A 13,761-nucleotide genomic window follows, 5' to 3' on the forward strand; every position below is an offset into this window, starting at 1 on the left:
GCGTGCTCTGAGGAATGGGAAGAAGGGGTGGCACGGTGTCCCGCGCCACCCCTATTACAATACAATTACTTACGGATGCCCAGCTTGGCGATGATAGCACGATAGCGCTCGATGTCCTTGGCCATCAGGTAGTCCAGCATCTTGCGGCGCTTACCGACCATCTTCAGCAGGCCGCGGCGGCTGTGGTTGTCGTGCTTGTGGATCTTCAGGTGCTCGGTCAGCTCCTGGATACGGGCAGTCAGAATGGCGATCTGCACCTCAGGAGAGCCGGTGTCAGTGGGGTGAGTGCGGTTGGCTTCAATAACAGCGGTCTTTTCGTCCTTACGGATCATGGTTGGATGTCCACCTTTCAGAAAATTTGCCCACGGGCTGCGTGACCGGCCGGTGAAAGCCAGGAGACGAAGCCGGGGGTAAGCGCCTGATTCACAGGCTGTGATAGTTTATCATATTCTTTCCATATTGTAAAGGTCTCATGCGGAAAATGCCCGGTTTTCTTTTTCAGCGCACGTAGTATACGTAGCCGTCCTTCCGGGGCGCAGGGGCGGGCTTCTCCTCTGCCCAGTAGCCCAGCACACAGTGGCCCACACCCTCATATTCGCCTTCCACGCCCCACTTCTTGAGCAGGGCCTTACCCTCGTCGGACTCAAACTCCTGCTTGGCCCGGTGGATCCAGCAGGAGCCCAGCCCCACCGCCTCGGCGGCGTTCATCAGGTTGTCCATGACGCAGCTGCCGTCATACACCCGGTTGGCGCTGTTGAGATCGGCCAGAACGATGAGCACCGTAGGTGCTCCATAGAAGGGGTCGGCCTCCGGATTGCCCATGATCTGCGCATTCATCTGGCGCAGCTGGTCGATGGTATCCTTATCCTGCACCGCCACGATGATGGGAGACTGCCGCCCGCCGGCCGTGGGGGCGTAGACGCCGGCCTGCAGTACCGCCTGCAGCTCCTCCTCCTTGATCTGCTCAGGCTTATAATTGCGGCAGCTGCGCCGCTGCAGCAGGACATTCATTGCCTCGTTCATAGCATTCCTTCCTTTCCATGGGCGATCCTTCCGGCCGCCTTTTGTGTTGTGATTGTATTTTATCTTAAAATAAGGTAAGATACAACCACCACCTTTCACAAGCCGGCAGCTCGACCGCTTGTGGAGGTACTACAGCGCTTCTTACAGAAAGGTAGATGAGGTTTGCAATTTAGTTCTTTGCTCTGGCTCTTTTTCTGCTATGCGTTCTTCGGCTGGGTCCTGGAAACGGTGACCGCCGCAGTGCGGCAGCACCGCTATGTGGACCGCAGCGTCCTGTATGGTCCCTCCTGTCTGTCCTACGGTCTGACCGCAGTGGCCCTCTCTGCCGGCCTGGCGGAATTGCGGGGCAATTATTTCTTTTTGTTTTTGGGCTGTGCCGTCTGTGCCACTTTGGCCGAGTGGATCTCCGGACATTTACTGGAACGGGTTACCCATACCCGTTGGTGGGATTATTCCGGCCGGCGGTGGAATCTGGACGGGTACATCTGTCTGAGCGCCTCTATCCTATGGGGATTTTTGGGTCTTGTGGCCGTGCAGTGGGGAAACCCGTTGCTGCTGGGTCTGTTTGACCTCCTTCCCCCGCTTTTGGGGCGCATCCTCCTGCTGGTACTGCTGATCCTGCTGTTGGTGGATTCGGCCGGTACCATCCTAACTCTCTGCGGCGCCCGGCATTTGCTGCCCCAGGTAGAAAGTGTCAACAATCGCCTGGCCTCCCTGTCCCTGCGAATGGGGGAGTGGCTGCTGCGCCACACAGAGGGCCGCATCCGGCGCACCTATCCAGACGCCGTCTTTGTCCATGACTGGAAGAAACACGCCGACAATCCCTTTTCCCGAGGCAACAGTTTTTACAGCATCATGCTTTTGTTCCTCATCGGCGGAGTTGTGGGCGATCTGGTGGAAACCCTGTTCTGCCGGATGAAGATGGGGGTATGGATGAGCCGAAGCAGCATGGTGTGGGGCCCCTTCAGCATTGTCTGGGGCCTGGCTCTGGCGGCGGCCACGTTGTTGTTGTATCGGTATCGGGACCGCTCATCCAGTTTCTTTTTTGTGGCGGGCACGCTGCTGGGCGGACTGTATGAATACCTGTGCAGCGTGTTCACTGAGCTGGTATTCGGTACGGTGTTCTGGGACTACAGCGCCATTCCCTTTAACCTGGGCGGGCGCATCAATCTGCTTTACTGCTTTTTCTGGGGCTTTGCCGCTGTGGCCTGGTTCCGTGGACTATACCCTCTCCTGGCACGCTGGATCGCCCGGATTCCACGTCGAGCAGGCAAGACGGTAGTGTGGCTGCTGCTGCTCTTCATGGCGGTAAATATGGCTGTGAGCAGCCTGGCTTTGGCCCGCTACAGCACCCGCAGTGCGGGAGAGCCCGCACGGCAGGCCTGGGAAATTTATATGGATGAACATTACGATGACGCTGTGATGAAGCGCATTTACCCCTACGCCAAGATGACCGATTAAACTGTATCCCCCGGACACCGTTTGTGTCCGGGGGATTTTTTTGTGCGTTATAAAAAAGACCCCCGGGCAAACGCCCGGGGGTCTTGGTGGTAAAACTTACTTGTACAGCTCCACCAGACGGGTGAGGTGCTCGTAGCGCTCCTTGGCGGCCTCTTCGTTCTGAGCGAAGAGCTCCTTGGCGCGCTCGGGGAAGGCGCGGGTCAGGGAGGAGTAACGAGCCTCGTTCATCAGGAACTCCTGATAGCCGCCAGCGGGGGCCTTGGAGTCCAGGGTGAAGGGGTTCTTGCCCTCGGCCTTCAGAGCGGGGTTGAACCGGAACAGGTTCCAGTAGCCGCAGTCCACAGCCTTCTTCATCTCCTGCTGGCAGTTGGCCATGCCGCCCTTGATGGAGTGCATCTCACAGGGAGCGTAGCCGATGACCAGGGAAGGACCGTGATAGGCCTCAGCCTCACGGATGGCGGTCAGGGTCTGGTTGGGGTTGGCGCCCATGGCGATCTGAGCCACGTAGACGTAGCCGTACTGCATGGCGATCTCAGCCAGGCTCTTCTTGGGCTGGGTCTTACCGGCAGCGGCGAACTGAGCCACCTGGCCGATGTTGGAGGACTTGGAAGCCTGTCCGCCGGTGTTGGAGTACACCTCGGTGTCGAACACGAAGATGTTGACATCCTCGCCGGAAGCAATGACGTGATCCAGGCCGCCGTAACCGATGTCGTAGGCCCAGCCGTCGCCGCCGAAGATCCAGACGGACTTCTTGTTCAGGTACTCCTTCTCCTGCAGGATGGCGCGCACCAGAGTGCAGGCCTCGCAGTTGCAGCCCTCGCGCTGGCCAATGACATTCTCCATGGCGGCGATGTAGGCCTTGGCAGCCTCACCGTTGGCCACGCCGTCATCCATGGTGTCCAGCCACTTCTGGCCGGCAGCGGCGATGGTCTCGTCCACGTAGTCGATGGCGATCAGCTTGCGGGTCTGGTCAGCCAGGCGGTCACGGATGGCCTTCTGGCCCAGGTACAGGCCCAGACCGTGCTCGGCGTTGTCCTCGAACAGGGAGTTGGCCCAGGCGGGACCACGGCCGGTCTTGTCCACGGTGTAGGGAGAGGTAGCAGCGGGGCCGCCCCAGATGGAGGAACAGCCGGTGGCGTTGGAGACGTACATACGGTCGCCGCAGACCTGAGTGATCAGGCGGGCATAGGCAGTCTCGGCGCAGCCGGCGCAGGAGCCGGAGAACTCAAGCAGAGGCTGCTTGAACTGGCTGCCCTTGACGGAGGTGATATCCTCCACGTCGGCCTTGGGGGCCACCTTGGCCACCATGTAGTCGAAGACCTCCTGCTCGGCGGCCTGGGACTCCTGAGGCTTCATGGTCAGAGCCTTGACGGGGCAGGTGCTCACACAGACGGTGCAGCCCATGCAGTCCAGGGGGCTGACAGCCAGAGCAAACTTATACACACCCTTGCCCTTGCCAGCCTTGATGTCCACGATCTTGGCCTGAGCGGGAGCGGCAGCAGCCTCTTCCTCGGTCAGGGCGAAGGGACGGATGGTGGCGTGGGGGCAGACATAGGAGCACTGGTTACACTGGATACACTTGGAAGCATCCCACTCGGGCACGTTGACGGCTACGCCGCGCTTCTCGTAAGCGGAAGCGCCCTGCTGGAAGGTGCCGTCCTCGTGGCCATTCACGAAGGCGGAAACAGGCAGGCTGTCGCCGTCCATGCGGCCCACGGGCTCCATGATCTCCTTGACCATCTTCACGGTCTCGGGGTTGCCCTCCAGGTGCTCCTCGACAGGCTTATCCTCGGCGGTAGCCCAGGAAGCGGGCACCTCGAACTTGTGGAACGCGGTGGCGCCGATGTCGATAGCCTTGTGGTTCATGTCAACCACATCCTGGCCCTTCTTCAGGTAGGAGTGGGTGGCAGCGTCCTTCATGTAGCCGATCGCCTCAGCCTCAGGCATGACCTTGGCCAGCTTGAAGAAGGCAGACTGCAGAATGGTGTTGGTGCGCTTGCCCATGCCAATCTCGATGGCCAGGTCGATAGCGTTGATGGTGTAGACCTGGACGTTGTGCTCAGCGATGTAGCGCTTGGCAGCGGCGGGCATGTGGTGATCCAGCTCCTCGTCGCTCCACTGGCAGTTGATCAGGAACACGCCGCCGTCCTTCACGTCGCGGACCATGGGGAAGCCCTTGACAATGTAAGCGGGCACGTGGCAGGCCACAAAGTCGGCCTTGTTGATGTAGTAGGGGGCGCGGATGGGCTGATCGCCGAAGCGCAGGTGGCTGATGGTCACGCCGCCGGTCTTCTTGGAGTCATACTGGAAGTACGCCTGCACGTACTTGTCGGTGTGGTCGCCGATGATCTTGATGGAGTTCTTGTTGGCGCCCACGGTGCCGTCGCCGCCCAGACCCCAGAACTTGCACTCGATGGTGCCGGGAGCAGCGGTGTTGGGGGAGGGCTTCTCCTCCAGGGAGGTGTGGGTCACATCGTCCACGATGCCCACGGTGAACTGACGCTTGGGCTCGGCCTTGGTCAGCTCCTCATACACAGCGAACACGTTGCTGGGCGGAGTGTCCTTGGAGCCCAGGCCGTAGCGGCCGCCGATGATGGTGGCCTGACGCCCGGCGTTGGCAAAGGCGGTAACCACATCCAGGTACAGAGGATCACCCAGAGCGCCGGGCTCCTTGGTGCGGTCCAGCACGGCGATCTTGGTGGCGGTGGCGGGAATGGCCTCCAGCAGCTTGTCGGCGCGGAAGGGGCGGTACAGGCGGACCTTCACCAGGCCGACCTTCTCACCGTGCGCGTTCAGGTAGTCGATGACTTCCTCGGCCACGTCGCAGATGGAACCCATGGCGATGATGACGCGGTCAGCGTCGGGTGCGCCATAGTAGTTGAACAGCTGATAGTTGGTGCCCAGCTTGGCGTTGACCTTGCCCATGTACTCCTCAACGATCTCGGGGAGAGCGTCATAGTACTTGTTGGCGGCCTCGCGGTGCTGGAAGAAGATGTCGCCGTTCTCGTGAGAACCGCGCATCACGGGGTGCTCGGGGTTCAGAGCGCGCTTACGGAACGCCTCGACCGCGTCCATATCCACCATCTCGGCCAGATCGTCGTTGTCCCAGATGGCGATCTTCTGGATCTCATGAGAGGTACGGAAGCCGTCGAAGAAGTTGATGAAGGGAACGCGGCCCTTGATGGCGGCCAGGTGGGCAACAGCGCCCAGATCCATGACCTCCTGGGGGTTGGACTCACACAGCATGGCAAAACCGGTCTGACGGCAGGCCATTACGTCGGAATGGTCACCGAAGATGTTCAGCGCGTGAGTCGCCACGGTACGGGCGGACACGTGGAACACGGTGGGCATCAGCTCACCGGCCAGCTTGTACATGTTGGGAATCATCAGCAGCAGGCCCTGAGAAGCGGTGTAGGTGGTGGTCAGAGCACCGGCGGCCAGGGAGCCGTGGACGGTACCGGCAGCGCCGGCCTCAGACTGCATCTCCACGACCTTAACGGTGGTGCCGAAGATGTTCTTGCGGCCCTGGGCAGCCCACTGGTCCACATTGTCGGCCATGGGGCTGGACGGCGTGATGGGGTAAATGCCCGCAACCTCGGTGAAGGCGTAGGACACATGCGCGGCAGCCGTGTTGCCGTCCATGGTTTTGAGCTTTCTCGCCATAGAAACGATTCCTCCTTAGCTTGGTCGTTCCAGGGCAATGGGAATCCGTCCCCATCCCGTGAGACCGGGCCCGATTCCCACTGCCCTGGCACATTTCCAATTTGCTTATCTTAGGGGTATCCCCCCATTTAGCGCATACATTTTATCACCATCGCCGACGTTTGTAAATCCATTCTTACTTTTTCAGCCAAATTTTCTTCTCATTCGCAATTCCCTAGAATTCCCCCGGTTTTTCCAGGGTTTTATAAAGAAAATGTTTCCTTTCTTTTGAGTAGATTAAACTGATAGATTCAGAATATACAGTCTAATCCTGCCCCTGCGCGCATTTTTGGTAATTCAGGAAACATCCCCTTTCTTTTTGCCCCGAAGAGCCGTATAATTTGACTGAAAAGCCCCTTGATTTGATTCCATAATGTAAAGTAGGAGTGGTCGTTTTATGCTGTGTGAGATCCGGTCCCTGGGGCTCAGCGGCGTGTCAGGTTATGAGGTGCGGGCCGAGTGCGACCTGTCGGGCGGACTGCCCGCCTTTGAGATCGTTGGCCTGCCCGACGCGGCGGTAAAGGAGGCCCGGGACCGGGTACGTGCGGCCATCAAGAACTGCGGCTTTACCTTTCCGGTGTCCCGCATCACGGTGAACCTGGCCCCTGCGGACCGAAAAAAAGGGGGGACCGTGTACGACCTGCCCATCCTGGTGGGCATCCTGGCTGCCGGAGGACAGCTGAAGCTGGACGGACCCGACAGTGCCTTTGTGGGGGAGCTGTCCCTATCGGGGGCCCTGCGGCCGGTGGCGGGGATGCTGCCCATGGCCCTGGCGGCCCGGCAGGCAGGAGTCCGTCGGCTGTATGTACCCGCCTCCTCGGCGGCAGAGGCCACCCTGGCCGGCGGACTGGAGGTCTACCCGGTGGAGAGCGTAGGGCAGCTGGTGGCCCATCTGAAGGGGGAGGTCCTCCTCACGCCCGCCCAGCCCTGGGTCCCCGGGCCGGACGCCCTCGACGCGCCCGACTTTGCCGACGTGAAAGGGCAGGAGAGCGCCAAACGGGCATTGGAAATCGCCGCCGCCGGCGGCCACAACATCGCCATGGTGGGCCCACCCGGGTCAGGCAAATCCATGCTGGCCCGCCGCCTGCCCTCCATCCTGCCCGCGCTCACCCGGCGGGAGGCGCTGGAGGCCACGGCAGTGCACTCGGTACTGGGATTGACCGACGCTGAACACCCCCTGCTGGTGCAGCGGCCCTTCCGCGCCCCCCACCACACCATCTCCGCCACCGGTATGGCGGGCGGCGGCTCTCCCATCCCCCGGCCGGGCGAGATCTCTCTGGCCCACAACGGGGTGCTCTTTCTGGATGAGCTGCCCGAGTTTCACAAAGACGTGCTGGAAAGCCTGCGCCAGCCTCTGGAGGAGGGGCAGGTGGTCATCAGCCGTTCGGCGGGCAGCGAGCGGTTTCCCGCCCGCTTCATGCTGGTGTGCGCCATGAATCCCTGCAAGTGCGGCTGGTACGGCTATTCAGACCGGTGCCGCTGCTCGGCCCAGGCAGTGGAGAAGTACCTGGGCAAGCTGTCTGGGCCCCTGCTGGACCGCATCGATCTGTATGTAGAGGTACCGCCCCTGGACTTTGAATCCCTGGCCCGCCGGCCCCGGGCCGAGTCCTCCGCCGCCATCAAGGCACGGGTCGACGCCGCCCGGGCCATCCAGGCCACCCGCTTCGGTCCCGACGGGCCGGAGTGCAACGCCCATATGGGTCCTGAGGAGCTGGCCGCTTTCTGCACCCTGGACGAGCCCGGCTCGGCCCTGCTCCGGGGGGCCTTCGACCGGCTGGGCCTCACCGCCCGCAGCTACGACCGCATCCTGCGGGTGGCCCGCACCATCGCCGACCTGGACGCCTCGGAGCGGATCGCCGTGGAGCATGTGGCCGAGGCCGTCCAGTATCGGGAGAGCGCCTACCTGCGGCGGTAGGAAAATATAAGGAAAGAGGCCCCCTGGGTCTGCCGAATCAACGGCAGCTCAGGGGTCTTTTTTCATCACTTTTGATCTTCTGCTGGTTCACCCTACCACCCCTGGACTGATTCTGGCCCTGTTGGATGGGAGAGGATTGAGGAAATCGTCCAGGTATTTGAGCAAATGGGCTCAGATTGCCCAAGCAGACATGATTTTTGACGTTTTTGGGGGTATGGAGCCTGTTTTCCTAGACATTTTCCCGGAGTTTCGCTATAATGGCTTTCGATTGAGAGAACTTGCATCGAAAGAGGAATCGATATGAACGAAATTATTCTGCTGAAGCTGGGTGAGCTGGTGCTCAAGGGTCTGAACCGCCGCACCTTTGAGGACCGGCTGATCGCCAACGCCAAGCGCCGTCTGCGCCCCCACGGGGATTTTAAGGTATACACCAAGCAGTCCACCATGTATGTGGAGCCCAAGAACGACGCCTGCGACCTGGACGGGGCATGGGAGGCCATGACCAAGCTGTTCGGCGTGGTGGGGCTGAGCCGGGCCCGGGCCTGCGAGAAGGACAAGGACGCCATGCTCCAGACGGCCATTGAGTACCTGGGGGACAAGCTGGCCGCCGCCAAGACCTTCAAGGTGGAATCCAAGCGGGCGGATAAGTCCTTCCCCATGACCTCTATCCAGCTGTCCCAGTACGTGGGAGGCGAGCTGGATGAGAAGTACCCCAACCTGGCCGTGGACGTGCACCACCCGGAGCTCACCGTTTACCTGGAGGTCCGTGACTACGCGGCCTACGTCCACGCCGATCCGGAGCCGGGCGCCGGCGGCCTGCCGGTGGGCGTGGGAGGCCGGGCGGTGAGCCTGCTCTCCGGCGGCATCGACTCCCCGGTGGCCTCCTGGATGATCGCCAAGCGGGGTATCGCCCTGGAGATGGTCCACTTTTTCTCCTACCCCTACACCTCTGAGGAGGCCAAGCAGAAGGTGCTGGACCTGGCCAAGCTGCTCACCCCCTGGTGCGGGCGGCTCACCGTCCACGTGGTGCCCTTCACCGCCATTCAGGAGGAGCTGCGCCGCAAGTGCCCCGAGGATCTGTTTACCGTGCTCATGCGCCGGTTCATGATGCGCATCGCCGAGCGGGTAGCCCAGCGCTGCGGCGCCGGTGCCATCGTCACCGGCGAGTGCCTGGGCCAGGTGGCCAGCCAGACCATGGAGGCCATGCGGGCCACCACCGCCGTGTGCACTCTGCCCATCCTGCGTCCCGTGGTGGGCATGGACAAGGAGGAGATCGTCCGCATCGCCCGGAAGATCAACACCTTTGAGACCTCCATCCTGCCCTATGAGGACTGCTGCACCGTGTTTACTCCCCGCCACCCCCGCCTGCGCCCCGTATTGGGCGAACTGGAAGCCGCCGAGGCCGCCCTGGATGTGGACGGTCTGGTGAATGCCGCTGTGGAGGGTATCGAGCGGATTCAGGTATAATCATTGCAGGGGCGCACACCGTGCGCCCCTGCAATCTTCTTAATCCAACAAAGGAAGTGCATCCCCATGTCTCATACAGCGGAACTGATTGCAGTCGGTACCGAACTGCTGCTGGGCAACATCGCCAATACCGACGCCCAGATGCTCTCCCAGGGTCTGTCCGCTCTGGGCATCAATGTCTACTACCACACGGTGGTGGGGGACAACCCGGAGCGGTTAAGGACCGCTGTGGAGACCGCCAAGGGCCGGGCGGACATCATCCTCACCACCGGCGGTCTGGGCCCCACCTGTGACGATCTGACCAAAAACGTGCTGGCGGAGTGCTTTGGCAAAAAGCTGGTGTTCCACGAGCCATCCGCCAGGCGGATCGAGGGGTATTTCCGCACCCTCCACCCGGACCGGCCCATGACGGAGAACAACTATCAGCAGGCCATGCTGCCCGAGGGCTGCACCGTGCTGGACAACGACTGGGGCACCGCCCCCGGTGTAGCCTTTGAAGCGGACGGCGTCCGGGTCATCATGCTGCCCGGTCCGCCCCGGGAGTGCAAGGCCATGTTCACCCACCGGGTAATCCCCTACCTGAAGGATCTGTCCGACGGGGTCATCGCCTCCCGTACCCTGAAGCTGTTCGGCATCGGAGAGTCGGCCATGGAGGCCCAACTGCGGGAGAAGATGAACGCCATGACCAACCCCACCCTGGCCCCCTATGCCAAGGAGGGGGAGTGTGAGCTGCGCATCACCGCCAAGGCGGACACCGAGGAGGCAGCCCGGGCCCTCATCGCCCCGGTGGAGGCCGATCTGAAGGCCCACTTCGGCCCCCTGGTATATGGGGTGGACGTGCCCAGTCTGGAGGCGGTGGCTTTCGCTCTGCTGAAGGAGCGCGGCCTCACCCTGGGCACCGCCGAGAGCTGCACCGGCGGCCTGGCGGCCAAGCGGTTCACCGACCTGCCCGGGACCTCCGCCGTCTTCCGGGGGGGCGTGGTGAGCTACGCCACCGAGGTGAAGCACACCGTCCTGGGGGTTCCGCAAGACCTGCTGGACAAACACGGCGCCGTCAGCGAACCGGTGGCCCGGGCCATGGCAGAGGGTGCCCGGAAGGTACTGGGCTGCGACCTGGCCCTCTCCTTCACCGGCGTGGCGGGCCCCGACCCCGATGAGCGGAACAACCCGGTGGGCCTGGTGTTCATCGGCCTGGCCACCCCGGAGGGGACCTGGGTGCGGCAGGTCCACCTGACCCGGGGCCGGGAGCGCATTCGCCACATTGCCGCCAGCCACGGCTTTGACCTGGTTCGCCGGTACCTCAGCGGTCTGGAACTGAATTAAAAACAGGGTGTATTTCCCTTCCCGGGAAATACACCCTGTTTTTTATCCTGCGATCCAGGCGCTGCCCACCACGGTATCCCCGTCGTAGAACACCGCCATCTGCCCCGGGGTAGGAGCCCGGGCGGGATGCTTCATGTCCAAACGGATCCCGTCACCTTCAGGAGAGAGGATGGCCGCCTGCTCCGTGCGGGAGTGGCGCAGGCGCACCGTCACCTCCATGGGCCCCGTCAGAGCCTCGATGGCAATCCAGTTGGGCTGCACACCGTGCACCACGTCCCGGCCAAGATCGGACCCATCGGAGAGAACCACCTCGTCCGTCTCCGGCCGGATGGCCGACACGTAGTACCGGTGCGGGCCCGACACTCCCAGTCCCCGGCCCTGGCCCAGGGTGTAGTGGTGGATGCCCTTATGGCGGGCCAGAATCTTGCCTTCTTTATCCACAAAATTCCCCTCCGGTGTGGAAAACCCACGCCGGTCCAGCCAGGCAGCATAATCCCCGTCGGGGATAAAGCAGATCTCCATGGAGTCGGGCTTGTCGGCCACCGGAATGCCGAAGTCCTTTGCCAGCGCCCGCACCTCCCGTTTTTCGTAATTTCCCAGGGGAAAAATTATGTTTTGCAATTGTCCTCTGGTAAGCCGGGCCAGCATATAGGACTGGTCGTTGGCGGGCATTCCCTTTTTCAGCAGGCCATTTTCCACCCGGGCATAGTGGCCGGTGGCCACATACCGGGCGCCAATGCGATCGGCCAGGCGGAAGAGGGCGGGAAACTTCACCGCCGGGTTGCACCGGGCGCAGGGCAGGGGGGTACGCCCGGCCTGATAGTCGGCGGCAAAGGGGGCGCACACCTCCCGCTCCAGCTCTGCCCGGATGTCCGCCACTTCCAGGGGAATCCCCAGGCGGTCGGCCACGGCGGCGGCGTCCTCCTTGCCGGAGCCGCCCAGTCCGATGTCCAGATAAAGGCCGGTGACAGCAAAGCCCTGCCGCTGCAAAAGGGTGGCCGCCACGGCGGAGTCCACTCCGCCGGACAGGCCCAAGACAATGGGTTCCATAAGTTCTCCTTACTTTTCCAAAAATACCATCAATACCGCAATATCCGCCGGACTGACTCCCGAGATACGGCTGGCCTGACCCAGGTTCAGCGGGCGGATGCGGTCCAGCTTCTGCCGGGCCTCGATGCGCAGACCCTCCATGCTCAGGTAGTCCAGGTCGGGGGGCAGAGGCCGTTCCTCCATCCTCCGCTGCTCGGCCACCTGGCGCAGCTGCCGGTCGATGTAGCCCTGATATTTCACCGAAATTTCCACCGCCTCGGCAATTTCGGGGGACAACTCCGGCCGGTCCGGGTCCACCCCGGCCAGGCCGGCATAGGTGTTCTCCGGCCGGCGCAGCAGATCGCACAGCCGTCCCTGGGCCGTGCCGGTGCGCTCCAGGCGTTTGATCTCCCGGTCCACGGCAGCATATTTGGCCTGCACCTTTTGGTACCGGGCGTCGCTCACCAGCCCGATGGCGTGGCCCACGGGGCACAGCCGCCGGTCGGCGTTGTCCTGCCGGTGGAGCAGGCGGTATTCCGTCCGGGAGGTCATCATCCGGTAGGGCTCATTGGTGCCCTTGGTCACCAGATCGTCGATGAGCACCCCGATGTACCCCTGGTCCCGCCGCAAAATCAGCGGCTCGCGGCCCAGGATCTTGAGCGCCGCGTTCACCCCGGCCACAAAGCCCTGGACCGCGGCCTCCTCATACCCGGAGGAGCCGTTGAACTGTCCGGCGCCGTACAGCCCCGCCACCCGCTTGTGCTCCAGGGTGGGCAATAGCTGGGTGGGGTCGGCGCAATCGTACTCGATGGCGTAGGCCGGGCGGGTCATCTCGGCCCGCTCCAGGCCGGGGATGGTGTGGAGCATCTCCACCTGTACATCCTCGGGCAGGGAGGAGGAGAATCCCTGGATGTACAGCTCCTCGGTGTTGAGTCCCATGGGCTCCACAAAGAGCTGGTGGCGCTGCTTGTCGGGGAAGCGGACGATCTTGGTCTCAATGGAAGGGCAGTACCGGGGTCCCACCCCCTCAATGGTACCGTCGTACAGGGGAGAGCGGTCCAGGTTGGCCCGGATCACTTCGTGGGTACGCTCGTTGGTATAGGTCAGCCAGCACACCGCCTGGTTTTCCGGCGGAATTTCCGTCTCAAAGGAAAAGGGTACCACCCGCTCGTCTCCGGGCTGAAGCTCCATCTGGGAGAAGTCTACGCTGCGGGCGTTGACCCGGGGTGGGGTACCCGTTTTGAACCGGCGCAGCTCCACCCCCAGACTCCGCAGGCTCTCCGTAAGGGCCCCGGCGGCAGCCAGCCCGTCTGGCCCCGAGTCCCGGGTCACCTCGCCCACGATGGTGCGCCCGCCCAGGTAAGTGCCCGAGGCGACCACCGCCGCCTTGACCTGATACACCGCGCCATAGGCGGTGCGTACCCCGGTGACGCGGCCGTTTTCCGCCAGAATGTCGGTGACCTCGGCCTGCTTGAGCCAGAGGTTCTCCTGCCGCTCCAGGGTGTGCTTCATAATCTCCTGGTAGCGCCGCCGGTCGGCCTGGGCCCGGAGGGACCACACCGCCGGACCCTTGCCACGGTTCAACAGCCGGTATTGAATGCATGCCTGGTCGGCCGCCCGGGCCATCTCGCCCCCCAGGGCGTCCAGCTCCCGCACCAGGTGCCCCTTGCCGGTGCCGCCGATGGCCGGGTTGCAGGGCATGTTGCCCACCGCGTCCAGATTGACGGTAAAGCAGAGGGTCTTCAGCCCCAGCCGGGCGGCGGCCAGAGCCGCTTCAATCCCCGCGTGGCCCGCGCCGATCACGGCAATGTCATAGGTTCCCGCTTGATAATCCATGTTGT

At 62.6% G+C, this 13,761-nt stretch carries 9 protein-coding genes; 4 read left to right on the forward strand and 5 right to left on the reverse strand.

Going from position 1 to position 13,761, the window contains the following annotated elements:
- Window positions 1-65: 65 nt before the first annotated feature.
- Both rpsO and WMO45_RS08250 read right to left on the reverse strand, forming a co-directional pair.
- Window positions 66-332 (reverse strand): 30S ribosomal protein S15, encoded by a 267-nt coding sequence (gene rpsO, locus WMO45_RS08245; protein WP_087188508.1) that lies wholly within the window; start codon window positions 330-332, stop codon window positions 66-68.
- Between the two features lie 166 nt (window positions 333-498).
- Complete coding sequence (locus tag WMO45_RS08250) at window positions 499-1,023, reverse strand: nitroreductase family protein (RefSeq protein WP_349140165.1); 525 nt, start codon at window positions 1,021-1,023, stop codon at window positions 499-501.
- A gap of 162 nt (window positions 1,024-1,185) precedes the next feature.
- On the opposite strand from WMO45_RS08250, the gene WMO45_RS08255 reads away from it, so the two are divergent.
- On the forward strand, window positions 1,186-2,484 hold the full coding sequence (locus WMO45_RS08255) for a putative ABC transporter permease (protein WP_349140166.1): 1,299 nt from the start codon (window positions 1,186-1,188) through the stop codon (window positions 2,482-2,484).
- 96 nt (window positions 2,485-2,580) lie between these two features.
- Here WMO45_RS08255 and nifJ read toward each other — a convergent pair whose 3' ends face one another.
- Window positions 2,581-6,147 (reverse strand): pyruvate:ferredoxin (flavodoxin) oxidoreductase, encoded by a 3,567-nt coding sequence (gene nifJ, locus WMO45_RS08260; protein WP_349140168.1) that lies wholly within the window; start codon window positions 6,145-6,147, stop codon window positions 2,581-2,583.
- Between the two features lie 436 nt (window positions 6,148-6,583).
- Between nifJ and WMO45_RS08265 the strand changes: the two genes are divergently transcribed.
- From WMO45_RS08265 to WMO45_RS08275, 3 genes are all read left to right on the forward strand, one after another.
- Entirely contained in the window at window positions 6,584-8,101 is a 1,518-nt protein-coding gene (locus WMO45_RS08265) for a YifB family Mg chelatase-like AAA ATPase (RefSeq protein ID WP_349140169.1), read from the forward strand.
- A 300-nt stretch (window positions 8,102-8,401) separates the two neighbouring features.
- Window positions 8,402-9,568, forward strand: coding sequence for a tRNA uracil 4-sulfurtransferase ThiI (gene thiI, locus WMO45_RS08270; protein ID WP_349140170.1), 1,167 nt, complete (start codon window positions 8,402-8,404; stop codon window positions 9,566-9,568).
- A 66-nt stretch (window positions 9,569-9,634) separates the two neighbouring features.
- Complete coding sequence (locus WMO45_RS08275; RefSeq protein WP_349140172.1) at window positions 9,635-10,891, forward strand: competence/damage-inducible protein A; 1,257 nt, start codon at window positions 9,635-9,637, stop codon at window positions 10,889-10,891.
- A gap of 42 nt (window positions 10,892-10,933) precedes the next feature.
- On the opposite strand, the gene mnmA is transcribed toward WMO45_RS08275, so the two are convergent.
- Window positions 10,934-11,941, reverse strand: a complete 1,008-nt coding sequence (gene mnmA, locus WMO45_RS08280) for a tRNA 2-thiouridine(34) synthase MnmA (protein ID WP_349140173.1) — start codon at window positions 11,939-11,941, stop codon at window positions 10,934-10,936.
- A gap of 9 nt (window positions 11,942-11,950) precedes the next feature.
- The gene (gene mnmG, locus WMO45_RS08285; RefSeq protein WP_349140175.1) at window positions 11,951-13,756 is read right to left on the reverse strand and encodes a tRNA uridine-5-carboxymethylaminomethyl(34) synthesis enzyme MnmG; all 1,806 of its coding nucleotides are present in this window, start codon (window positions 13,754-13,756) and stop codon (window positions 11,951-11,953) included.
- Window positions 13,757-13,761 lie beyond the last annotated feature (5 nt).

The sequence above is a fragment of the Flavonifractor hominis genome (assembly GCF_040095835.1).
GTDB classification, from domain to species: Bacteria; Bacillota; Clostridia; order Oscillospirales; family Oscillospiraceae; genus Flavonifractor; species Flavonifractor hominis.